Source organism: Pseudomonas syringae pv. tagetis, assembly GCF_022557255.1.
Classification (GTDB): Bacteria; Pseudomonadota; Gammaproteobacteria; order Pseudomonadales; family Pseudomonadaceae; genus Aquipseudomonas; species Aquipseudomonas caricapapayae.
In genome coordinates this window covers 1-20,296 of record NZ_CP092925.1, presented here as the reverse complement: position 1 = coordinate 20,296, position 20,296 = coordinate 1, and the positions used below count along the sequence as shown (strand labels likewise).

Sequence of the window (20,296 nt, the reverse complement as noted above, 5' to 3'; positions counted from 1 at the left end):
TACAGGTTCCTTTTAATCTGGGGCCGTAAGAGGTTTGCCGGGTACCGTTTTTTTGGAATCTTCAATCAGCTGCCCAACGGCCATTTCAAGAAAGTTATCGATCAGATACCGGGCAAGCTCCGAGGGTGAAATCTGCCTGGAGCTTTGGGTTTCATAGCTCACCCGTATCGCAGCTTTATTCAGCGCCTCCACCCTGACCGCTCGGATATAAACGCTTACTGTCTTGGTGGTTGCTTCATCTTCGGATGACGCCATGGGAACTCCTAAGGGCTGTGAGAACGCAAAAAAACACCGCCTGGCTAGACCAGACGGTGAAATGGGAAATCGTGGGAAGTGGTAAAAGCCTAGGCAGCATTTACCATCGAGTAGCAAAGGGTTCCGGATCGTCTAACAAGGCGCTCCAGCGCTGCGTCCTGAGCCAGGAGCGCTAAGAACGCTGCTCGGCGCGCAGCTTCAGATTTCATGTCGATGATCAAGCGCAGCGTCTTTTCCAGCTCAGTCGGCAAATTACGAAACTCGATGCAATCAAGCGCTCGGTTGGCACGAACCAAAGCCGCCGCCTTCAAGCCCTCTACTGTGCTGTCCTGCATGACACACGCTTGACCGCCAAACTCACAGGTTTGACCGCCGAAATGAACGAACCCATGAGCACCATTCAACGCTGTGATGGTGGTGGTATGCGTCACTTGGGGATCGAAGCGCAGCAGCAGATACCCCGGAAACAAGCGCACCTCTTTCTCTACCGATGAGGGACGATCCGTGCGTTTGCGAGAGGTTTTTCTGGTGGGGGAAAACACCTCTACATCCAATCGCTCGATCGACGTGATAAGTGACTGATAAACAGAAGAATTGTGCATCAAAACACGCCAATTTTTCATATTCAGATCCTTTTGATCAGGCGCTCTTTCGAATTCCCAAACCGCTGAGCGCAGGGGCGAGTGATTTGCTGATGGAAAATCAGCTCCGTCTATGACTGGGCCGAGATGGCCAACAGGTGACGGATTTGTAGTGAACAAAATAGAGCAAGCAGAAAAAAAAGTAAACAGAATTCTATCTATTAGATAGACATCTTTCTTTTATGAAAGCCAACCTCATGAAATCATGGAGTTTTATGGGTAGAAAATGGACACGCTTCGAACCTTCGTAGGAGCAAAAATCAAGGCTCTTCGTAAATTGTCAGGAATGAGCCAAGCCGCTCTGGCTGAGAAAATAGGCTGTGATGCGCCACTGGTAGGTTGCTATGAAAGGGGTATTTACCTCCCCGGTGTCGAGCAGTTGATAAAAATTTCATTGGCATTTGACGTAGCGCCTGGGGAACTGCTACCAGGCGGCCAAGACGTACTGAGGACGCGCCTGATATCGCTTAGACAGGCAATCGCTGACAAAGCAATAGAAGTTGATTCGCCAGAATCTCTAGAAGAGATTCTGGCATTCATGAACAAATTCACGACCTGCAACAAGTCAGGTGAAAAAATATAAAACCTCAATTCAACCCGTATTTACGAGAAATTTCCATAATTCTAAAACGACGTTGATAGTTGAATTCAACTGCCTCATCATCTATAGGAAAAACACCATCAGACAATAAAGACAAAAATCTTTCGTCTAAGCGTATCAGCTCGATCAATTCTTTAATTTCTCTCACTTCATCTTTTTTGATTATCATTATTTTTCTCCACATACTGTGCACACAGAGCCTATGAAAAACATGAAAAAGGGAGCCTTTCTTCAGTTTTTGTAGGTGGAACACTTGCCACCTTGATCGAATGCGCTAGCCACTATTAACAAAACTGCTGATAAAATTAAAATTAACACTACACCATCTGTTGAGTGCGTCGGAGAACTAGAAACTAGCGTTAACGCTCCAAGTGGGGCTAGGCCTCCAGCAATTGCAGTACCAATCTCACGACCTGTACCTACACCTGATGACCTTGTATTTGTAGGAAATTGACGACTTAGAAAAGAGCCTTGTGGGGCAAACATCATCGGAGCAAGTACACCAGTTGCAAAACCGATACCTACATAGATCCACAAATTCTGGCCTGTTTCTAACAGCTGCATGAAAGAGTACGCAAAAACTGCCGAAAAAGCCCCCCCTGCCATCAACACTTTTTTACTGCTCCAACGATCACATAAAGCACCAAAGCAAGGTACCGCGAAGATGGCTATTAGACTAGCAATGGTCACAGCAAGAGACGTGGTGTTTGCAGACACCCCCTTGTACAAGGTGAGATAGGCAAGTGAAAAAGTCTTAAATATATAACTTAATGCGTTGTACCCGATTGCTACAAGAAGCACGACGATGAGACCTTTAAAGTCTTTCTTAAGCAAAGTCAGCAAAGGCGCTTTTTCTATCCCGGAGTTGGAGGTGGCCTGTGATTTGTTCTCTTCACTAATCTCCTGGAATGCAATCGTTTCAGGAATGCTTCTGCGCACCCACAATCCCACCATCACCAGAACGATACTGGCTATAAATGGTATTCTCCATCCTCCAGCAAGCAAGAACTCTTCACCTTGCATCGTCAGAAGATAGACCGTCAGCGACGATAAAAGCAGACCCAGATTCAACCCCAGAGCGGGCCACGCGCCCTGGCTTCCGCGCTTGTTCTCTTCTGCATGCTCATACGCCGTCACAGCTGCTGCGGCGAGCTCAGCGCCTGCACCCAACCCCTGGAGGATGCGGATGAATACCAACGTTATTGGTGCCCAGATACCCAGGGTGGTATAGCCAGGAATTAGACCGATAAGAGTGGTACAAACCCCCATGAGACAAAAGGTTACTATCAACATTCTTTTGCGACCAAATTTGTCCCCTAAGTGTCCGAACAAAACCCCTCCAAAAGGGCGAGCTATAAAGCCTATTGCAAATGTCGAGAACGATAATAGCGTGGCATTTTGCGCATCCACTGGATTAAAGAAAACTTTGGAGAATACCGTGGCAGCCATCAATGCATATAAATAAAAATCGTACCACTCCAGCATGGAGCCTACAATGGTTGCCGCAGCAACTTTTCGCAATCGAACTTTTCGCTGTGCTGGGCTTTCATCACCCATAAACTTAGTATTTTTATTCATGGTCGCGTCCATTCATTTTAGTCTGATTTGTATCAATTAGATTCCAGTACCGCTTAACTTGGAAACTATCATTTCGGCAATCGGCATAGCAGATGTTGCAGCAGGTGATGGCGCATTACAAACATGTAGCATTCTTGGAGTTTGTACAAACAAAAAGTCTTGTACAAAATTTCCTTTTTTAGTTACTGCCTGTGCACGTATTCCAGCCTCTAATGGCTGCAAGTCCTCAAGAGTGAGCGAAGGATAATAACGACGACATTGCTCTAAATAGCTTTTTTTGCAAACAGTGTTTCTAATCTCACTTAAGCCAGAGCTTAAGTTCTTACCGAGAAGCTTCCAAAATCCCGAGTATGCCCCATACTGCAAGACATCCCGCGCATTGAATGCAAGCTTCGCATAACCCTCACGGGACAATCCCAGTACAGCATTGGGACCTACAGTAACTCCTCCGTCTATCATTCGAGTCAAATGAATGCCAAGAAAAGGTAGCCCCACCTCTGGCACTGGGTAAATTAGGTGGTTGATGCTAATGTTTTTTTCTGGCGGTAGACGGAAGTATTCGCCACGAAAAGGTATAATTTGGAAGTCAACATTTAGACCCGCCAAAGCTGCCAAGCGATCTGATTGCAAGCCTGCACATACAACTAGTTTCTTCGCGCTCCATGTTGTTTTATCCGAAGAAATTGATACATGACTTGCATGCTCTTGTATGGCAATTATCTTTTGTTCAAGTTCTAGCTTCCCACCTTTCTTTTCTATCAGATTAGCCATGACACTGGAAACTATTCGATAGTCTACAATACCGGTACTGTCTACAAATAGTGCACCTAAACCTGTGATATTGGGTTCGCGCCTACTGAGCTCCGAAGCATCAAGTCTTGCAACATTAAGACCATTTTTTCGAGCCCTTTCTTCCAACTTACTGAGCAGTGAATATTGCCGAGTGTTAGATGCGACCAGCATTTTTCCGCAGACTTCAAACGGAATCTTATGTTCTGTACAGAATGATTTCGTCAGCTCTGCGCCTCGCTTGCACAGTGTGGCTTTTAAGCTGCCGGGATCGTAGTAGACCCCAGCATGGATGACGCCGCTATTGTGGCCAGTCTGGTGCTTAGCTATAGCGGTCTCTTTCTCTATAAGCACGAGCGACGCGCCAGGGTGAATCTCAAGCAGTTGCAAGGCTGTGGCCAGTCCTACAATCCCCCCCCCGATCACGCAGAAATCGTAAATCATAAATGCCCTATATGTCAGGTTGTCTGACAACTAATTGGAGTTGCAAATGATGTACTCATTGCCCTACTCCGCCACGTCAATATTGAGCCGAAGTGCGGCAGCCTTCAAATGCAAACGAGCACAGTGGGCAGCTTCAGCCGAGTTTCGTTTTTCGATTGCATGATAGATTTCACGGTGCTCACGGATAGCACCGCTTGGCCCAACAGCAAGCCTTGAAGAGTTTTCCCAAGCCAAGAAACGGGCCTGGACTAACTGACTGCCTAGGAAATCATGGAATGCTGCTAGGTACTCATTTTTGCACGCGGCTACGATGGCACTGTGAAAATCCACATCCGCTTGAGAAGAGATGGTGAAATCGCCTGCTTTACTTTCCATCAACGACATTGCGTCTGACAGCCGCTCCAGATCTGGGGTTGTACGCCGCTGCGCAGCTATTGAAGCTGCTTGTATCTCAACCCATGAACGCAGCTCAAAAAGTTTAGCCAAATCCGCCGGATGACTCTCGTTGCTTGGCAGCCGAAAAACGGTTCCACACGGTGTTTGAGAAACATATGAACCACTGCCTCGGCGAATCACTAATATGCCATCAGCCTTGAGCTGCGAAATAGCTTCTCGCACTACTGACCGACTCACACTGAACTGATCAGCTAACTCATGCTCGGTGGGCAACTTCGTGTCTGCTGGTAGCGCCCCGCTCGCAATTTCTCTGCGAATTGCAGAGACAACGCTTTCAACGAGCGAATGAGGGCGTGAAATATTAAACATAGATGCATGGGTCCGGTTGTCTGACAATCAGGCTAGTGAAAACAGGATCCAATTACTATCCTAGCCGACGAATGGTCACCGATTCATGTCCCTGATTAACCGGGCACAACAGGCCAACAATTACAAAATAACTGGTGATAAAATACGTTATCACCACTTATTTCGGATTTTTCAGGGTCGTGTACGCTGCTGGGCATTGGCGTATTTTTGGTGAGCGAAATGACGATTCGTGTTCGTCGATGATCCAAAAGGGGGGTTACACATGCAGGAAGTGACAAAAATAGTCTCCGACGACCACCGCAGGCTAACGGCGGTCGAATTTCAGCAGCTGGCCAGAGTCCCGTCAGCGGTCGAGTGGTTTGCCAACCTGGACAACCCGCGCACACGCCGTGCTTATCAAAATGACCTGACGGATTTCTCTTCCTTTATAGGGCTCGCCAGCGCCGATGATTTTCGCCAGGTCACCCGGGCGCATGTATTGGCCTGGCGCGCCGATCTGGAACAACGCGGCCTGGCCGGGGCCACCATCCGACGCAAACTGGCCGCGCTGGCCAGCCTCTTCGATCACCTCCTGGAAAACAATGCCGTCGCCGGGGGCAACCCGGTGCACGGGGTCAAACGACCGAGGATAGAAAGCAACGAAGGCAAGACACCTGCGTTGGGTGATCACCAGGCAAAAGCCCTGCTCGAGGCACCGGATGAAAGCACGCTGAAGGGACTGCGTGATCGGGCCATGCTGGCCGTGCTGCTCTACCATGGCCTGCGCCGCGAAGAGGCCGCGCAGTTGCAGGTCAGCGACATCCAGGAGAGGCGCGGTATCCAGCACCTGAAAATCCACGGTAAAGGCGGGAAGGTGCGGTTTTTACCGCTGCACCCCGTCGCGGCCGGACGCATCCATCTCTATCTGGAACGTTCGGGTCATCACCTGGACGACAAGAAGGTCCCACTGTTTATATCGCTACGAGGCAAATCGACCGGTGCCGGCGTTTCGGCCAACGGCATCTATACCGTGGTCGAAGCCTACGCCAAGAAGGCCGGGATTGAGGTGGCCGGGCTGGGCGTGCATGGCCTGCGGGCCACAGCCGCGACCAATGCCTTGGAGCACGAGGCCGATATCGCCAAGGTCCAGGCCTGGCTCGGACATGCCAATATCAGCACGACCAAGATCTATGATCGGCGTGAGAATCGGCCTGAGGATTCACCGACATATAAGGTGAAATATTGAATTTGCGGTTAGGAATCAACCTAATGATTATAATTCGATAAAAAGAAGTTCAACGTAACCCGGGGCGATTCAAGCCTTGACCTTCCCTTCAGTCTCGGCTTTGAAGAGGACAATTCCTGCGCTGGCCTTGGCCCCGGCTTCACCACCCACGGTGCCCTTGAATTCTGTCGAAGTAGTTCGTTCGGCCTCGCCGCCAGCGCTGGCTAAGACTCTCGTCCACAATTCAAGTGCGTTCTTCAGGCCGGACGCAGATATCCGTATGTATCTACGAGCCTCCGCCTTGGTATCAACGAAAACCGTTTTGCCGGACTTGGATGGCCCTACGACCCTGATCAGGGTGCCTCCTTCTTCGATGGCGTCATCGAATGAGATGCTGGCTGCCGGTGCCACTGGCTCTCGGACTAGGGTGTGGGTGGGAATGCCCTTTGGTTTAAATACGTCTGTGGCGCGCAATTGTCTTAATCTTCCATGTTGAGTGTCGCCGGGTTATCTCATATTGCATGCCACTGAGCCAGTCTCCGTCTTCCTTCTGGGCCATGAGGTCGTGACGTAACCCTAGCTGGAATCAACAGGATGGCGTCTAAATGAGTAATCAACCTTGAAATAACACTCAGGCAGGTCAAAGACCGAGGGTCTGTGGCCCATGCAACTGGCAGGCTGCCAGTGACAATGCAACGCGGATCAGATGCTTGAATTGCCCAGGGCGAAGCGAAGTAGCGCGGCGGGTGGTCATACGGCCTCTCTGTCAGGATTTACGGGAATCGTGCTAAATCTTGAGAGAGTCGGGGCGGGGCCTCCTGACAAGGGTATCAGCAGGCTCCAGCTGTTGTTCATGGAAAATGCTACCGCGCATCACTATTTGACTTGAGAGTCCCTTTCTTCGAGCGCGTCTAAGGCCAAGCTCACTAGATCACCAAGGACTCTGATACCGCGTCTTTCGGCCATCTCATAGAAACGATCATGACAAGCTTCTGTCACCTTGATGTTGAGCTGTTTTTTTGGCGAACTGGAGTTAAACCGTGCACGCTTTGCAGGCTTGGCTTCCGGCGCCGCCCGCGAAGGAAAATTGTTATCTTTAGATATCTTTTCGATAACCTCAACGTCTGCCGGACGCTGCTCCTCCCCTTTCGGCTTGAAATTACCCAAGTTCGCAAAAGGGTCGATTCGTTTATCAGTCATCACTTACCTCCCCCACCGGTTGGAGTTTTGATACGAGTTCTGCAGCGAATGCATCAGCGTTAGCGACAGCCTTATCGATGCCTGGTACCTCAGAAGCATTCAAGTCACCCAAAGGCTGTTGAAAGGAGAACATCGCTCGAAAGGCTTCACGCTCTGTCATTACCGTTTCGAACATAGGAATCTGCTTCTCCACAAGACTCCTACGTAGATTGGACATAGTTCGGGTTTGGTAGGCAGGGGGTGTGCGTGTCAGCAGAATTGAGAATGGCAGGCTATAGCCTGGCAGATGCCTTCTCATAGCTAGCTCTTGATCGTGTATCAGAGAAACCGCCCTGCCCGCCTGCTCTGCGTCCAGTAAAGACCCTTGCATCGGCACAACGACAAAATCTGCCTCCTGTAACGCTAGCACCACAATTTTGGCGGCAGTACCTTCCAGGTCGACAATTACGAACGGATCGAGATTTGCAGCTTCACGAATTTTGCTCGCGATGTTGTTTTCCGTCACTCCGGAGATAACTGTCATATTGGAAGGACAATGCCCACCCGCCGCCCATTTGGCGATCGGGTAGTTAGGGTCAGCGTCGATTACTGTCACACCTACTCCTCTGGCGGCTAGCTGGGTAGCTAGAGCTAGGCATGAGGTGGTTTTACCTACCCCACCCTTGGGGCTGATAAAAGGGATTGTTGGCATATCGATATCTCCGGATACCTATGGCTATCAAAAGCTATCTAATGATAGATATTCAACTAAACATAACAAGGTACCTTTAAAGTATCAACAGATATCTCATGATATCCGAAAAATATCCTAAGATAGCAAGAGATATCAAGACGTATTACTTAGCTAACTGAGCGTAGTGGACTACCGAGGGCTGGGAGCAACGGAGCAAATACCAACGTAAACGCCATGGCTGATAAGCTCGGCCCGTTTAGGTATACCAAAATGGGCCATATGATGACGACTCTCAATGTTGCGCGGGTGTACCTGCGTGTCAGTACAGAAGACCAGGACTTGCAGCGCCAGGAAGCGATCATTGGCAATGCGCGAGCATCGGGCTACTACGTGGCCGCGGTCTATCGCGAAAAAGCATCGGGCGCTCGATCAGACCGTCCCGAGCTGTTGCGCATGATCGAGGACCTGCAACCAGGTGAAGTCGTCATCGCTGAGAAGATCGACCAAATCAGCCGTCTTCCCTTGGTCGAAGCAGAAAGGCTTACGGACGCGATCAAGGCTAAGGGCGCACGCTTGGCGGTGCCCGGCATCGTCGATCTATCGGAATTGGCCGAAGCATCCAGCGGCGTCACCAAGGTGGTGTTACAAGGCGCGGCGTACAAGACATTCTGTTGCGTGTGGCCTAACAAATAGCGCGTGACGACTTCGAGGACCGGCGAGAGCGACAAGGCATAGACTTGGCCAAGGATGCAGGTCAATACCTTGGTCGTAAGCCGGATACCAAAATGCATGAACGAGTCATCGCGCTTAAAAGCGGTGGATGCAGCATTGCGGAGACTGCTCGGCTGGCCGGGGTCAGTGTCAGCCAGGTCAAGCGTGTGTGGGCACAGAACCAAGCCAAAGCGAAGTTATGAACGTAGCAATAACCATTATTTTTACGCCCGGTCTTCCGTGCGTCGCACGTTTGCTGTTCCGTCGCCCACACACAACATTTCGCGCTTTAGCTACATCGATTTAGACTCCGACTCTAAAGCCCTCGTCGGACATGACGTGCAGGACGCATGATTTTGCAACACACAAAGGAACCTCGTGGCCTAGACTTGATTACAATAAGCCATCATTCAAGCAAGGAGCAGTATCGATGGCCATTGAAGACATTAAGCAACTGCGTACTGTCAACGGGCAGCAGCAAGCTCAGACGCTGCTGGATGACGGCTGGGTAATTTTGGCGGTGTGTGTGATGCAAGATGGCACCAGTCAGTACGCCGAGTACCATTTGGGCCGGCCCCATACCGCAGCTTCCCCCAAGGGCGCCGCAGGTGTGCTGCTGCCCAAGCGTCTACGCCCAGAGGTTGCTGAAGGCGGGGATCACTGAGCTTTACATGACCAAAGGAGCGTTAAGGATGGCGGATTTTTTTATAAGCAACGTTAAGCAGGTGCGCGAGCTGGAGCTGGAGCACGAAGTGAACCGGCACCTGCAAGACGGCTGGGTACTGTTGTTGGTGCGGCCCGGTGTGAGCCATGAACGCAATCTCGAAACCGGTCAATGGGAAAGTCTGCCCAGCACCGAGTATGTGCTCGGCTGGATTGGTGAGACCGAGCCGAAGACTATCGCGCAGTACGATCAGGAGGCTTACTGATGCAGCTGCATGAGGTCGACGAAATCCAAGAGCTGTTTGACACGGGAGAGGTCAACGAGGCGCTGGCAACGGGCTGGCGCATCGTGGCGGTCGTGTCATCGGTGCAGCCGCGCGGTGATCTGCCGGTGGCCTGCTACGTGCTGGGCCGTTACGTGAAAAAGGACCGGGCGTTGCCAACGGCAACTGATATAGCGCGGGCCAACGGCCTAGGCTGACACGTACCCCCGGAACGAGCCTAACGAAACCCGCAGCCTGGATCTGAATGCTTTTGGCCACCCATCAAGGAGCTGTCAATAACGAGGCTGTATTCAATCGGCCCCCTCGCTTTCAGCAGGCAAGGGGGCTTTTTTACGTTCTGAAAACTAGTCCCCCAAAGTAAATAAACTGCCAATCGACCGTTCGTCACCGATCCGCAAGTCCAATCGATCTTGCCTGTCGTTTGGATCCTAAAAGTTATTTTTTCTGATAAAATATATCTGTCAGCCATTCATTTGGCGGACAACGGATTTGCCGACTGCACCACAGAGAGCAAGTCAGGAAGAGTTTGCCGGTCGACCGGTGTAACTTTTTCAACCCCAACCCAAAGAGGAAGTATCGATGAAACCTTTCCTGAATCCCCTAACATCTATCTGGAGGGACCCACACCGTGGCCCACAAAAAACGCGACATCAACGAAAACACCCGTAAACCACTGAACATCCGTTTCTTCCCTGAAAAAGCAGTTGTGAAGGAGATGAAAAAGTTACCCGATAGGGAACGAGACCGCTTCCTCATCAACATCAACCTCAAGGCAGCAAACGAAGACCTAACCTGTGATTCAAGCCCGTTGAGCTCTTTAGGGCATGGTGTTTACGAGCTTTGCATCAACGGGAGCCCCGCTTGGCGATGCATCTATTACACGGGCGTATCAGGGCAGCTTGTTGTGTTACATGTCTGTGAAAAAACCACGAATGGACAAGATCGGCAGATCAAAAATGTGGTTGGAAAGCGCCTAAAAGCTTTGGGGAGCGAACCCAAAGCTGCTTGAGCGTGAGGATAGCGATGCTTTAGAGCATCGCTTTTTTCAGATTCATGACTAGCGGCTGGGTTTTATTTTCGGGATCGAAGTCCGCGTCAATCTTATAGCCGATCCGCACCAGCATCTGTAGCAGAGCATCAATTGAAAACTTTTCCAAATATCCCTTGAACAGGTTACTCATGCGAGGCTTTGTGATATTCAGCTCTTGAGCTGCTGTGGCTTGATTCCAACCCTTCTGACGGATCAAAGCAATCAATACCATGAAAAGCTGAGTTTTCAGGTGCTTCATGTTGAATTCCACAGGATCGTCTGTGAACAGTTCGAAAATATTTTGGCTCATGGTTGACCCTCCTATGCGAAATGGAGGCTAGGTCTCACTGGTATGAAAATTCAGGGTTAGCATTACGGTCGGGGTTGGGGGCAATCGAAAGTTGACATGCGTGTCAACCGATTACGCGATTATTCGACCTTACGCATACTATTATCTTTTCTGGTAACAATGCAACAGCATAATTATTCCAGCTTTGCGTTTAGACATCTGAGTAGGTAGCCGTTTAGCCATACGTTCGAGGCCATTTCTCAGCGTTTGGCGTTTGTATTCAGCAGATTAGACGCTTCCTAAAAATCTCTTCAGCAACGGCAGAACTACCCGGTGATCCGACGAACAGCCGTCTGCGCCAGCCACTTGCACCCAGTAGGTATTCATTTTTTACAGGCCCCCCCCCCAACTATGGAAATACACCGCTGATGAAGCTCGACAAAGACCTAGTGCGAGAAATCCTGCTGGCTATCGAAGCATACGCTGAGCCAGAAGGGCTCATCGTGCTGGAAATCGACGATCGACCTTCCGAAGAGGTCTCCTATCACGTTCGGCTCTTGGATGAAGCAGGTCTGCTGGCGGCTCTAAATACTGGCGGAATGGACCGATTCAGGTGGCAACCTCAGCGGCTGACTTACAAGGGGCATGAGTTCCTCGACACTATTCGCGATGGCGAGGTGTGGCGGCGCACCAAGGCCGGTGCAGAAAAGGCAGGTGTTGCAGGCCTAGGGGTATTGCTGGAGCTCGGGAAGGCTTATGGCAAGGAAGTGCTCAAGGAGAAGCTGGGCATCGAGCTACCATGAACATATCCCATTCTTACGAATAGTACAGCCGCAGTGGGTATCCAAGGCAGTCATCAGTCGATCTGAACTCACCGGCTGGCTGGCTGCGAACAGGTCATCGGTAAACTCGCCTGGCTGACAAATATCCATCAGCAGCACTTCCGCTTTGCTGTACCTGGAACCTGGTCGAAAAATCCGCGAAACCGCCTCGGTCGCATATTTGGTCATCAGCCGCACATAGTTAGTGGGGTAGGGGAGCTGGACCAGTGCGCCGTTCGCATACTTGGCCTCATCAGGGTTGAAGGGGGGAATAGAGAAAACGGACAAAATCGTACGCTAAGCATTCTACATGCCAGGTTGAAACCATAAAGATAGACGCCTCGGCGTCAGAAAATGCAGAAAACGGCCCTAGTCTGACGCGGTGCCAGTGAGTAGCCTGACGCCGGGTTGAGGTGTACTTCAAACGAACACGCATAAAGACCATAACTCTTTGAAAAGTATTGTGATCTTGCTAAAAGTCTGACCGAAAACGATGGCCTAACATACGATTTTGTCCGAATTCTTCGGGCTCCCCCATTCTATCTCTACGCTGGAGCTAACCTCACGTTGGCGGATACGGACAGCGCAAGGACGGCTTACATGAAAATATTTGCTGTAGTGATGATAACAGTTGGAATGCTGTGTAGCGGTGCTGCGATGGCTGTAACGGGAACCGAGCTTTCCGAGCAATGCCAGGCTTTAATCAAAGACCCAACACCTCCATCCAAATATTTTGCATCAGGTGTGTGCGCGGGGTACATAAATGGAATGATAGACGGAATCCGCATAGCTAAGGTACTTAGCCCTGATAGAGTGAATGTCTGTTTTCCTGATGATGGCTTTACCAGTTTTCAGGCTGTAAAGGTGGTTCAACGATACCTCGACACCCACCCCGAAAAGCTGAATGAGGACGCGATGGTCCTGACCTCAATTGCCTTCAAACAAGCGTTCCCATGCCAGTGAGAGCTACGAAGACGGAAAAAATTGTACGCTAGCGTGAATCCTGTCAGGTTGGGGTGCTAGAAGCTGACTGCTACCCGTGAGGATGATGCTGGTTTGCCCAGCTTCTAGGCTCGCGCATCTATCAACCGCACCGTCAATTGGACTGTACTTTATTCGGACACAGCCCAAGCTGCACGAGGGCTTGCCTCCTGCCGACGTTGCTTACCGTACGATTTTTTCCGTATTCTGTAGGCTCTCCTATATACGAGAGGGCCTTGAGCAGAGGCTACCTTGATTTCGACCTGGTGACCAACGAGCGCCGCCGCTTATGAGTGATGGCCGGACCGTGCTTGCGGTCGCTCACTTCGCAAACCTCGACGAAATCCGGAGCTTCAATCTGGATACGCACAGCCCCCTCTGAAACGCTTAGGACTTGGACCTGAATTGCATCGCCAATCATAATGTTTTCACCTTCGCGGCGAGTGAGAAGGAGCATACGATTTTCCTTTTTACTAGGACAACTGGGCCAACACTCTATTACCTTGGGTGCTCATGGCTCACTTCATGAACGGCTGCGGTACCCGTGATTGTCACATAGAGAAATCCACCGTTGCCAAAGACGCCGATAGCGGTTGTCACCTGTACACCGAAAAGGATTGTTGTCCCACGGGGTGCACTGGCCATGAATGACTCATACGCTTCCGACCACTCGTTGCGGTTTCGATCCATGAACGATTGAATCAAGCCTTTTTGAGTGATCTGGATCGTGCTAGTCACGGAAATCACACCAAGATTTTCGACAAGCCTGTAGCCCAAGGGGAGGGGGGTAGTCAGTAATTCCATGGTAATTCTCTTCATCTGATGATGGAGCAATGGTCACTGTGTCTCTATAGAACTGAGTTCAACACGCGAGAATTCCAGAGTGGTGCCGGTTGAAAACTTGTAGTTCTCATTCGTTCCAATACCCTGGCCAACCGCCAAGGCGTTGCCGACAACGTTATCTTCCGAATCATACAATTTGAAAGTCAACGCAACGAAGCCCAAAGGGGCCCCGCTCACGTTGTGCGCTGTGCCCTGGATATAGTGAATTTTTCCGGACGCGGTGTCTGTCACTGTCAGGTTGGATACTTCCACCTTATCAGCCGCATTAGCGCCAACCATGATGGCCAATGTAAACACCCCAAGGATCGGGTACCATTTCATAAATTGCTCCCTTATTGTCGTGTGATAACTTCGTTCAATCCTGACAACGGTTTTATACCGTCACTTAGCATGAATACCTTGTCGGGCTCGCTCAGAAACCAAGCGAATGAGCCCCAAGCAAGACCGCTAATGGTCTTCTTAAAACCTTGTGTCTGACGGTCCGCGTAGGCCGTGACGAATGCTACGCTCGATCGTTTGAACCCACCTTTGTCCGTGAGCGAAAATAAAGCCTCTTGTCTGCGTTCTGTAATCGCACCGTCGGTGGCCACCACCTCGACGAACACGATCAGCGGATGAACCGGTTCCAAGTCAACCAGGATCAAGTCAGGTAAGTTTTTTTGCGCTTCGATATCCAGGCCTATGCTGGAAGCCATGCGTAAATCCTGCATAGCCACTTTGTTGCTGGACTCGCTCAGCCAAAGGACAACAGGCTTCGCCAGGAATTGCTTTGCGAAGACCTCTACCACCGCCCGGGATATCTCCGAACTGGGGCCAGGGGCTAACGTACGGGTCTCCCCATTGGGAAAACGGACCAGAACCCCCTCCTTGTCAGCTCCTCCAAGGCGCATCAGAGCAATCCTTGCAAGCGCCCCTTTGTTCAGGTGCTCCTCTTGCCAACGCAGGATGGCGGATGCCAACTCGTCCCCTTTCAATGATGGAGAAAACAGCGCAGCGAGCCCATTTCTGAGCGCATAACGCGGAGCGCCCGCAGTCGTGGAAACGGTCTTGTCCTCGATGACTGCACCAACGGCGATCAGCCCCTCGCGCAAGGTCTCATCCCGAATGGGTTCGCGCGTGTTGTCGGCGTACCATCGCTTCCCAGGAATGGTGAAATTGCGCTTTCGCAAATTCGACCTGTAGTTGTGACGCGCTTCGTCACTGCCATCCGCTGCCTGCTGATCCGTCATTCGATAAACGTGCACCGGCCCCAATAGAACGCCAGATCCCTCCACTGCTCCGATGTAGAGCATTGTGAATACAGTGCTGGCCGCCAGTTCGCGCGTGCAATACGTTCTATTGGGCGTCCCTTCCGGGAAAATTAGCGGTAGACGTTCGGCAACCAAGTCCCTTGCTACATACGGTGGCAGCACTACCTATCCCCTTCAAACAATTTAGTGCAAGCGGCTTCGATTGCTTGACGATCAGCCCCTGCATTTACCAAACGAGTCAGTTCGCCCAGGTCGTCTGGTGCAGGCAACGGTAGCGATTCCAGCTCGTAGGCCGAAACAGCCACCGAGCCGCTGACGCAGCGAAATGCGCGATCAGCTGCCCCACTGTTAATAAAGGCCGCCAATACCTCTGCACTGACCTCCGGCACCTCGCTGATCGGCCGGATCATATTGATATGGTTTTCGATAACGACACCTCCGTGTGTCTTCAAGAACTCGGCAGGCAACGCGGCAGCGATTAGTCGCCGGCTCTGCTCTTTGGCGGTGGTCCGCTGCAAGATCACGCATGGTTTGGTCGTCACCATCCACCCGTCATTGGCTTGCAGTTCGAAGTAAGGCGCGTGATTTCGCTTTTCAGCACGAAATACGAAATGGCCATCCGCAGTAATTGCTTCGGCCCAAATGAGCGGTAACCGCTTGCTGCTTGGACGGTGTGCCAGCTGGCTCTTGTATCGATTCCATACAAGCGGACCGGTGCTCACCGTATAGCCCCAATCGGCCAAGCGGTGCGGCATTTGCGTCAAACGCTTCACCAATGCGCCTTGTTGGGCAGTACGGGGCAAAAGCCATGGCAACGAAGGATCAGCAGGAAAATCAATCACACCGGTTTGTTGGATCGCCAAGCCGTCTGTTACCGGTGAAATTTCTGCCACCACCACCGGTGCACCAGCAGCACCGCGCCGGTAAGTGGCCAATGCTGTTTCCTGCAGCACATCATCGAACATGCCTTTGCGCACAGTGACAAAATCGATGGATAACGGTGGGGCCGATCGGCCAAGCAAAGCCCGTAGGTTTTTAAAATAGACACCAGCAAGAAAGGAGGTCGGCGTAACGTAGGCGATAACCCCACCCAGTTTGGTATGACGCAACGCTAAATCCGTAAACAGTCCGTAGAGGTTGGCGTGGCCATAGAGCGAACGTTTATAACGATCGCGCGTTTCTGTATCAAGTTTTGCTCGGCCATAGGGAGGATTCCCTATTACCAGGTCAAAACGATCTCTCACAGGGCTTCGACGCAACGAATCACAGACGGTGACCATCACCGGAAGCCGTCTGCCTGCGATGCGGCTCACCGGGAGTACCACCGCGTCCAACGTAACCTGCGTAAGCCACGCACCGAAAGGATCAATCTCGTAACCGCGTAGACGGTTACCTATGCTTTGCATCAGCAGCTTTGGACTACAGGTCTTCGCCTCATTGATAATTCGCTGGGCGATGGGCACGAGAAAAGCGCCCCCCCCGCAGGCCGGATCAAGCACACGGCACGTTGCCCAGTCTATGCCAGCTGTGGTCACTTTCTCGATCAATCGGGCTGTCAAAACGGGGGGCGTGTAAAAAACACCGTATGTCCCGCGGTGTTCCGCAGGAAGCATCCCCGTGTAGGTGAGTCCTATTTGATAGGCGGCTGTCTCAGCATCAAAGCTCGCGGCAATACGACCAATAGTCTCCGCCAGTGCAGCAGCGGCTTGAGGGAGCACTTCCACAGTGAAAGGCTGGAGCGGCGCTCTAAGGTCTGGAGAAACGATGTCGATGCTGGTCAGTTCATCCCACCAACTCTCTATTAGACGAACACCGAAAGCCCGTGCCAAAGCTAACTGGTGCTCAATCGGAAACGTACTGGCTAATGCACGGGCCATAATGCGTGCAGAGGCCAGCATCTGACTCGGAGACTCCGTCGCCGTAAGGCCTATCTGCCGTATAAGTTTTGCCTGTGCCATATGAGCGATGTCTCCCTGTTTGCGCGGCGTAGAGTCTATATTACTTGGGGAAGCCATAGATTTCGGAAAAAATCGTACGACAAACACTGCTGACCGGAGTCAGCCCCTCATGTCCGCCTATACTTTTTCCGGTTGGAGTACACCTCAAGATTGATCATGTGTTTACTTAGCCTTTACAACCCACAGCTGATCAAGCCGCGTCGTGTAGCTCTGACTCATCTGCTCACGGCGCATGCCCCAATCTGGAACGACCGGCACTGATCCTGTACGCAGCGTTCCGCGTCCCCACTTGCCATTGATCAAGTCCAAAGCAGCCATCAGCCTATCTGAACTAATCGGCTGGCTGGTTGCGAACAGGTCATCGGTAAACTCGCCTGGCTGGCATATATCCATCAACAGCACTTCCGCTTTGCTGTACCTGAAGCCTGGTCGAAAAATCCGCGAAACCGCCTCGGTCGCGTACTGAGTCATTAGCCGCACATCGTTTGTGGGGTAGGGGAGCTGCACTAGTGCGCCGTTTGCGTACTTGGCCTCGTCTGGGTTGAACATGCCGGTACGAATGCTGACCCTGATCTTTTTGCACACCGAACCCTGGGCTCGCAGCTTTTCAGAGGCGCGCATCGTGTAGGTGGCCACCGCCTCTTTAATCGGACCCAGCTCGGTCAGTCGCTTGCCGAACATTCTGCTGCAACAAATCTCCTGGCGTGGCGGTTCGACTTCGTCCAGCTCCAGGCACGCAGTACCCGCCAGCTCGCGTGCCGTTTTCTCGATCACGACGCTGAACATTTTGCGCAGCATCCAGGGATCGGCCATGGCCAGGTCCTTGGCCGACAGGATCTGCATGCCCTCCAGATGCGCTTTCATTTTTCGACCGATGCCCCAGACCTCCCCAACAGAAGTATTGCGCAGCACCCAATCGCGTTTCTCAGGGTCACAGATGTCCACGACGCCGCCCGTGTGCGCTTGCAGCCGTTTGGCGGTGTGGTTGGCCAGCTTGGCCAGCGTTTTGGTGGGTGCGATTCCCACACCCACCGGGATACCGGTGCAGCGGTAGACTTTTGATCGAATCGATCTTCCAAGCTCGGTCAAATTGCCAGGCATGCCGGAGAGGTCTGCGAACGCTTCATCGATGCTGTAAACCTCAACCGCAGGGACCATGGATTCTATGATGGCCATCACGCGCTGGCTTAAGTCGCCATAAAGCGCAAAATTGCTGCTGAACGACTGGATGCCGTGACGACGCAGCACGTCTTTGATCTGGAAATAAGGCGCGCCCATCTTCACGTAAGGTTTTGCATCGTAGCTGCGGGCAATAACACAGCCATCGTTGTTGCTGAGAACTACGATAGGGACCTTAGCCAGGTCAGGTCGAAATACGCGCTCACAGCTCGCGTAAAACGAGTTGCAATCGACCAGGCCAAACACCGGCGTGGGCTTCTTATTCAAAACTAGTCACGCCATGTCTCACAACGCCCCATATCGACAGTTCTTCGCCCTCCAGGACATGCCGAGGCGGATAGGCGGGATTGGCTGACTTCAGCACGACATGATCACCCTGCAGGATGAGAATCTTACACAGCGGCTCGTTGTTGAGGGCCGCAATCACGATGCTGCCACTGGACGGCTTTCGGGATCGATCCACCACGACCAGGCTGTCATGAAAAATCTTCGCACCCTCCATGCTGTCGCCGTCGATCTTGGCCACGTAGATATGCGGCGCACGCAAATCCATCAACCGGTCGAATGAAAAGTCCTGCTCGATGTGGTCCGCCGCTGGATTGGGAAAACCGGCAGGGATTTTAAAGGTGTAGAGGGGTGTGACCTTTCCGGACCCGCACAACCGACCGAGTATTTTGACGTTCATGATGCAAACCTGGCTGGAAACAGAGTTAACTGTATGGACGTACAGTTAACGTCTCACAGACTCAGCACGTCAATTCAGGCCGACCAACAGCACGCAAGGAAGTCGCTGCACGCACTGAGTTTGTATGCCCACTCCCCATCATGAACCATCCTCATGTTCTTTTTTAAAGGGCAGTCCGGCTTGCGGCCCCTGCGGGACCGCAGATATCTGATGTACACCATGTTGCACACTTAAGACGGAGCCATCAGCAGGCTGACCTACAGGGGCCTGAACGGGTGGCGTCGAGGGTGAACGATCTTGCCTAGGTGGTACGGACACAGCCTTACGGCTGCCCCTGAGAACGCTCACAGTGGCCGGTTGGGAGACTTCAGTGAGAATGTGCGTGTAGCTGGACACCGTTCTTACCGAAACGCCGGCGAGTGTTGCAATGGCAGAACGTGCCAACGCCTTTCCCTGGTCTTGAAGCTGCCGGCACGCGGCCCGGATCTTCGATTCTGTGGCTTTGTGCCGCAGTTCATGAGTGCGCTTGGCCGCCAGGCTCTGCCGTTCGGTGAGGGACAAGCTGCTATCGAGCTGCATGGCCCCTCGGTGGCAACGGCGATCACCGGTGTAGCGATCCCACGTCCAGCGGCCTACGGATTTGACCGTGGCGCGTATCGACGACAGCGGCAGGTTTTCGGAAAAACCCTGCTTTAGAAAGCTGTTGTGGTTGTAGGCATACGCATCAAGCGAGCGCATGAACGACTCGAACGACCCCAGCTCGCGCTCACGATTGACGATGCTGTACGCAAAATAACGCAGCTGCTCGAACAGGATGCAGTGCCGCGAATGGCTGACCTGGTCAAGCCTGGGGCCGGTGGCCCACGGTTTGACAGTCAACTCCACCGCGCTCGCCAGTTCGCCCAGTTCATACACGTGGCTGTGGAACTCGGTCGTCTCCCACCAAGGGTGACCCGGTGTTTTGGCGACAGGGCCACCGTGATAGTCCACGTCCGCGTCGAGGCGAGCGGCAAACGCGGCATAGATCGCTTTCATGTACTGGATCGGCTTGGCCCGTGCGTTCTCGGTGGTGCACACAGACGGCACGGCGTAGAACAGCTGGGAATGACCGCTTTTGCGGTTACGCACCATCAGGTTCGGCGCAGGTAAACCGGCATCGTCCCAGGCCAAGGCGTTGGCATGGTCCAGGTCGAACACCAGCCAGGACACCATGCCAGGACGATTGACCTGCATGTAGGGGTAACGCAGCGCGTATTCACGAGGACGAACGCGGGTCGCGGTTTTGTCGTCGCTGCACCGCGCCAGGTACGGCGCTTCCAGCAATAACCGATTGAGCGCGGTGCCGTCTTCGAAAAACCGCGCTGGCGGAAGGTGAGTGCTGCTGGCCAGCGGATCGGCGTTGGCCGTGGGTGAGGTCGCGCGGGCAAGACTGATCGCGTTGTCGTGGCTCAT

25 protein-coding genes and 2 pseudogenes are annotated in these 20,296 nt (G+C 52.2%); 9 read left to right on the top strand and 18 right to left on the bottom strand.

The window, feature by feature from the left end:
* Positions 1 to 12 precede the first annotated feature (12 nt).
* Entirely contained in the window at positions 13 to 255 is a 243-nt protein-coding gene (locus tag MME58_RS27255; protein ID WP_054073137.1) for a hypothetical protein, read from the bottom strand.
* 89 nt (positions 256 to 344) lie between these two features.
* On the bottom strand, positions 345 to 878 hold the full coding sequence (locus tag MME58_RS27250; protein ID WP_055007051.1) for a transcription termination/antitermination NusG family protein: 534 nt from the start codon (positions 876 to 878) through the stop codon (positions 345 to 347).
* A 244-nt stretch (positions 879 to 1,122) separates the two neighbouring features.
* On the opposite strand from MME58_RS27250, the gene MME58_RS27245 reads away from it, so the two are divergent.
* Positions 1,123 to 1,479, top strand: coding sequence for a helix-turn-helix domain-containing protein (locus MME58_RS27245; RefSeq protein ID WP_054073135.1), 357 nt, complete (start codon positions 1,123 to 1,125; stop codon positions 1,477 to 1,479).
* 4 nt (positions 1,480 to 1,483) lie between these two features.
* On the opposite strand, the gene MME58_RS27240 is transcribed toward MME58_RS27245, so the two are convergent.
* The 4 genes from MME58_RS27240 to MME58_RS27225 form a co-directional block, all read right to left on the bottom strand.
* Positions 1,484 to 1,666: a hypothetical protein gene (locus MME58_RS27240; RefSeq protein WP_052810478.1), complete on the bottom strand. Its 183-nt coding sequence runs from the start codon at positions 1,664 to 1,666 to the stop codon at positions 1,484 to 1,486.
* 62 nt (positions 1,667 to 1,728) lie between these two features.
* Positions 1,729 to 3,075 (bottom strand): MFS transporter, encoded by a 1,347-nt coding sequence (locus MME58_RS27235; protein WP_080434044.1) that lies wholly within the window; start codon positions 3,073 to 3,075, stop codon positions 1,729 to 1,731.
* 36 nt (positions 3,076 to 3,111) lie between these two features.
* Positions 3,112 to 4,308: an L-2-hydroxyglutarate oxidase gene (gene lhgO, locus MME58_RS27230; protein WP_055007066.1), complete on the bottom strand. Its 1,197-nt coding sequence runs from the start codon at positions 4,306 to 4,308 to the stop codon at positions 3,112 to 3,114.
* 63 nt (positions 4,309 to 4,371) lie between these two features.
* On the bottom strand, positions 4,372 to 5,073 hold the full coding sequence (locus tag MME58_RS27225; protein WP_054073083.1) for a FadR/GntR family transcriptional regulator: 702 nt from the start codon (positions 5,071 to 5,073) through the stop codon (positions 4,372 to 4,374).
* Positions 5,074 to 5,335: 262 nt separating this feature from the next.
* Between MME58_RS27225 and MME58_RS27220 the strand changes: the two genes are divergently transcribed.
* Complete coding sequence (locus MME58_RS27220; protein WP_055007049.1) at positions 5,336 to 6,298, top strand: tyrosine-type recombinase/integrase; 963 nt, start codon at positions 5,336 to 5,338, stop codon at positions 6,296 to 6,298.
* A gap of 855 nt (positions 6,299 to 7,153) precedes the next feature.
* On the opposite strand, the gene MME58_RS27215 is transcribed toward MME58_RS27220, so the two are convergent.
* Together MME58_RS27215 and MME58_RS27210 are read right to left on the bottom strand one after the other, a co-directional pair.
* On the bottom strand, positions 7,154 to 7,477 hold the full coding sequence (locus MME58_RS27215; RefSeq protein ID WP_007253135.1) for a hypothetical protein: 324 nt from the start codon (positions 7,475 to 7,477) through the stop codon (positions 7,154 to 7,156).
* A complete protein-coding gene (locus tag MME58_RS27210; protein WP_005734862.1) occupies positions 7,470 to 8,168 on the bottom strand; it encodes a ParA family protein in 699 nt (232 codons plus the stop codon). The genes MME58_RS27215 and MME58_RS27210 overlap by 8 nt, the downstream gene beginning before the upstream one ends.
* A 264-nt stretch (positions 8,169 to 8,432) precedes the next feature.
* Here MME58_RS27210 and MME58_RS27205 point away from each other — a divergent pair.
* The 5 genes and pseudogenes from MME58_RS27205 to MME58_RS27185 all read left to right on the top strand — a co-directional run bounded on the left by MME58_RS27205 (position 8,433) and on the right by MME58_RS27185 (position 10,817).
* A pseudogene (locus MME58_RS27205) lies at positions 8,433 to 9,064 on the top strand (recombinase family protein).
* Between the two features lie 227 nt (positions 9,065 to 9,291).
* Positions 9,292 to 9,525, top strand: coding sequence for a hypothetical protein (locus MME58_RS27200; RefSeq protein ID WP_055007047.1), 234 nt, complete (start codon positions 9,292 to 9,294; stop codon positions 9,523 to 9,525).
* A 28-nt stretch (positions 9,526 to 9,553) separates the two neighbouring features.
* Positions 9,554 to 9,790, top strand: coding sequence for a hypothetical protein (locus MME58_RS27195; RefSeq protein WP_055007046.1), 237 nt, complete (start codon positions 9,554 to 9,556; stop codon positions 9,788 to 9,790).
* Positions 9,790 to 10,005, top strand: coding sequence for a hypothetical protein (locus MME58_RS27190; RefSeq protein ID WP_055007045.1), 216 nt, complete (start codon positions 9,790 to 9,792; stop codon positions 10,003 to 10,005). The genes MME58_RS27195 and MME58_RS27190 overlap by 1 nt, the downstream gene beginning before the upstream one ends.
* A gap of 431 nt (positions 10,006 to 10,436) precedes the next feature.
* On the top strand, positions 10,437 to 10,817 hold the full coding sequence (locus tag MME58_RS27185) for a type II toxin-antitoxin system RelE/ParE family toxin (RefSeq protein ID WP_055007044.1): 381 nt from the start codon (positions 10,437 to 10,439) through the stop codon (positions 10,815 to 10,817).
* A 19-nt stretch (positions 10,818 to 10,836) separates the two neighbouring features.
* On the opposite strand, the gene MME58_RS27180 is transcribed toward MME58_RS27185, so the two are convergent.
* On the bottom strand, positions 10,837 to 11,148 hold the full coding sequence (locus tag MME58_RS27180; protein ID WP_055007043.1) for a helix-turn-helix domain-containing protein: 312 nt from the start codon (positions 11,146 to 11,148) through the stop codon (positions 10,837 to 10,839).
* 407 nt (positions 11,149 to 11,555) lie between these two features.
* On the opposite strand from MME58_RS27180, the gene MME58_RS27175 reads away from it, so the two are divergent.
* Positions 11,556 to 11,930, top strand: a complete 375-nt coding sequence (locus tag MME58_RS27175; protein ID WP_055007042.1) for a DUF2513 domain-containing protein — start codon at positions 11,556 to 11,558, stop codon at positions 11,928 to 11,930.
* Positions 11,931 to 11,969: 39 nt separating this feature from the next.
* On the opposite strand, the pseudogene MME58_RS27510 reads toward MME58_RS27175, so the two are convergent.
* Positions 11,970 to 12,212, bottom strand: a pseudogene (locus MME58_RS27510) (DNA polymerase V subunit UmuC); the annotation flags it as partial.
* Between the two features lie 336 nt (positions 12,213 to 12,548).
* Here MME58_RS27510 and MME58_RS27170 point away from each other — a divergent pair.
* A complete protein-coding gene (locus MME58_RS27170) occupies positions 12,549 to 12,911 on the top strand; it encodes a Rap1a/Tai family immunity protein (protein ID WP_055007040.1) in 363 nt (120 codons plus the stop codon).
* A 265-nt stretch (positions 12,912 to 13,176) separates the two neighbouring features.
* Here the strand turns inward: MME58_RS27170 and MME58_RS27165 are convergent, their stop codons facing one another.
* The 8 genes from MME58_RS27165 to MME58_RS27130 all read right to left on the bottom strand — a co-directional run bounded on the left by MME58_RS27165 (position 13,177) and on the right by MME58_RS27130 (position 20,296).
* Positions 13,177 to 13,386, bottom strand: a complete 210-nt coding sequence (locus MME58_RS27165) for a carbon storage regulator (protein WP_055007039.1) — start codon at positions 13,384 to 13,386, stop codon at positions 13,177 to 13,179.
* A 41-nt stretch (positions 13,387 to 13,427) separates the two neighbouring features.
* Positions 13,428 to 13,733: a hypothetical protein gene (locus tag MME58_RS27160; protein WP_103360329.1), complete on the bottom strand. Its 306-nt coding sequence runs from the start codon at positions 13,731 to 13,733 to the stop codon at positions 13,428 to 13,430.
* A 33-nt stretch (positions 13,734 to 13,766) separates the two neighbouring features.
* Positions 13,767 to 14,093: an FxLYD domain-containing protein gene (locus MME58_RS27155; protein ID WP_055007037.1), complete on the bottom strand. Its 327-nt coding sequence runs from the start codon at positions 14,091 to 14,093 to the stop codon at positions 13,767 to 13,769.
* An 11-nt stretch (positions 14,094 to 14,104) separates the two neighbouring features.
* Positions 14,105 to 15,184: a BsuBI/PstI family type II restriction endonuclease gene (locus MME58_RS27150; protein ID WP_055007036.1), complete on the bottom strand. Its 1,080-nt coding sequence runs from the start codon at positions 15,182 to 15,184 to the stop codon at positions 14,105 to 14,107.
* Complete coding sequence (locus MME58_RS27145; RefSeq protein WP_055007035.1) at positions 15,184 to 16,980, bottom strand: HsdM family class I SAM-dependent methyltransferase; 1,797 nt, start codon at positions 16,978 to 16,980, stop codon at positions 15,184 to 15,186. The genes MME58_RS27150 and MME58_RS27145 overlap by 1 nt, the downstream gene beginning before the upstream one ends.
* Before the next feature lie 162 nt (positions 16,981 to 17,142).
* Positions 17,143 to 18,426, bottom strand: a complete 1,284-nt coding sequence (locus MME58_RS27140) for a Y-family DNA polymerase (RefSeq protein ID WP_055007034.1) — start codon at positions 18,424 to 18,426, stop codon at positions 17,143 to 17,145.
* Positions 18,419 to 18,844, bottom strand: coding sequence for a LexA family protein (locus MME58_RS27135; protein WP_055007033.1), 426 nt, complete (start codon positions 18,842 to 18,844; stop codon positions 18,419 to 18,421). Before MME58_RS27135 ends, MME58_RS27140 begins: the two co-directional genes overlap by 8 nt.
* Before the next feature lie 138 nt (positions 18,845 to 18,982).
* A complete protein-coding gene (locus MME58_RS27130) occupies positions 18,983 to 20,296 on the bottom strand; it encodes a replication initiation protein (RefSeq protein ID WP_055007032.1) in 1,314 nt (437 codons plus the stop codon).

Excerpts from the sequence above, each read along its gene's own strand:
- lhgO (WP_055007066.1), bottom strand. The coding sequence starts at position 4,308 with ATGATTTACGATTTCTGCGTGATCGGGGGGGGGATTGTAGGACTGGCC.
- MME58_RS27220 (WP_055007049.1), top strand. The coding sequence starts at position 5,336 with ATGCAGGAAGTGACAAAAATAGTCTCCGACGACCACCGCAGGCTAACG.
- MME58_RS27135 (WP_055007033.1), bottom strand. The coding sequence starts at position 18,844 with ATGAACGTCAAAATACTCGGTCGGTTGTGCGGGTCCGGAAAGGTCACA.
- MME58_RS27145 (WP_055007035.1), bottom strand. The coding sequence starts at position 16,980 with ATGGCACAGGCAAAACTTATACGGCAGATAGGCCTTACGGCGACGGAG.
- MME58_RS27225 (WP_054073083.1), bottom strand. The coding sequence starts at position 5,073 with ATGTTTAATATTTCACGCCCTCATTCGCTCGTTGAAAGCGTTGTCTCT.
- MME58_RS27130 (WP_055007032.1), bottom strand. The coding sequence starts at position 20,296 with ATGAGCCACGACAACGCGATCAGTCTTGCCCGCGCGACCTCACCCACG.
- MME58_RS27155 (WP_055007037.1), bottom strand. The coding sequence starts at position 14,093 with ATGAAATGGTACCCGATCCTTGGGGTGTTTACATTGGCCATCATGGTT.
- MME58_RS27190 (WP_055007045.1), top strand. The coding sequence starts at position 9,790 with ATGCAGCTGCATGAGGTCGACGAAATCCAAGAGCTGTTTGACACGGGA.
- MME58_RS27255 (WP_054073137.1), bottom strand. The coding sequence starts at position 255 with ATGGCGTCATCCGAAGATGAAGCAACCACCAAGACAGTAAGCGTTTAT.
- MME58_RS27175 (WP_055007042.1), top strand. The coding sequence starts at position 11,556 with ATGAAGCTCGACAAAGACCTAGTGCGAGAAATCCTGCTGGCTATCGAA.
- MME58_RS27200 (WP_055007047.1), top strand. The coding sequence starts at position 9,292 with ATGGCCATTGAAGACATTAAGCAACTGCGTACTGTCAACGGGCAGCAG.
- MME58_RS27160 (WP_103360329.1), bottom strand. The coding sequence starts at position 13,733 with ATGGAATTACTGACTACCCCCCTCCCCTTGGGCTACAGGCTTGTCGAA.
- MME58_RS27245 (WP_054073135.1), top strand. The coding sequence starts at position 1,123 with ATGGACACGCTTCGAACCTTCGTAGGAGCAAAAATCAAGGCTCTTCGT.
- MME58_RS27165 (WP_055007039.1), bottom strand. The coding sequence starts at position 13,386 with ATGCTCCTTCTCACTCGCCGCGAAGGTGAAAACATTATGATTGGCGAT.
- MME58_RS27235 (WP_080434044.1), bottom strand. The coding sequence starts at position 3,075 with ATGAATAAAAATACTAAGTTTATGGGTGATGAAAGCCCAGCACAGCGA.
- MME58_RS27210 (WP_005734862.1), bottom strand. The coding sequence starts at position 8,168 with ATGCCAACAATCCCTTTTATCAGCCCCAAGGGTGGGGTAGGTAAAACC.
- MME58_RS27195 (WP_055007046.1), top strand. The coding sequence starts at position 9,554 with ATGGCGGATTTTTTTATAAGCAACGTTAAGCAGGTGCGCGAGCTGGAG.
- MME58_RS27170 (WP_055007040.1), top strand. The coding sequence starts at position 12,549 with ATGAAAATATTTGCTGTAGTGATGATAACAGTTGGAATGCTGTGTAGC.
- MME58_RS27215 (WP_007253135.1), bottom strand. The coding sequence starts at position 7,477 with ATGACTGATAAACGAATCGACCCTTTTGCGAACTTGGGTAATTTCAAG.
- MME58_RS27240 (WP_052810478.1), bottom strand. The coding sequence starts at position 1,666 with ATGATAATCAAAAAAGATGAAGTGAGAGAAATTAAAGAATTGATCGAG.
- MME58_RS27180 (WP_055007043.1), bottom strand. The coding sequence starts at position 11,148 with ATGAGCCAAAATATTTTCGAACTGTTCACAGACGATCCTGTGGAATTC.
- MME58_RS27250 (WP_055007051.1), bottom strand. The coding sequence starts at position 878 with ATGAAAAATTGGCGTGTTTTGATGCACAATTCTTCTGTTTATCAGTCA.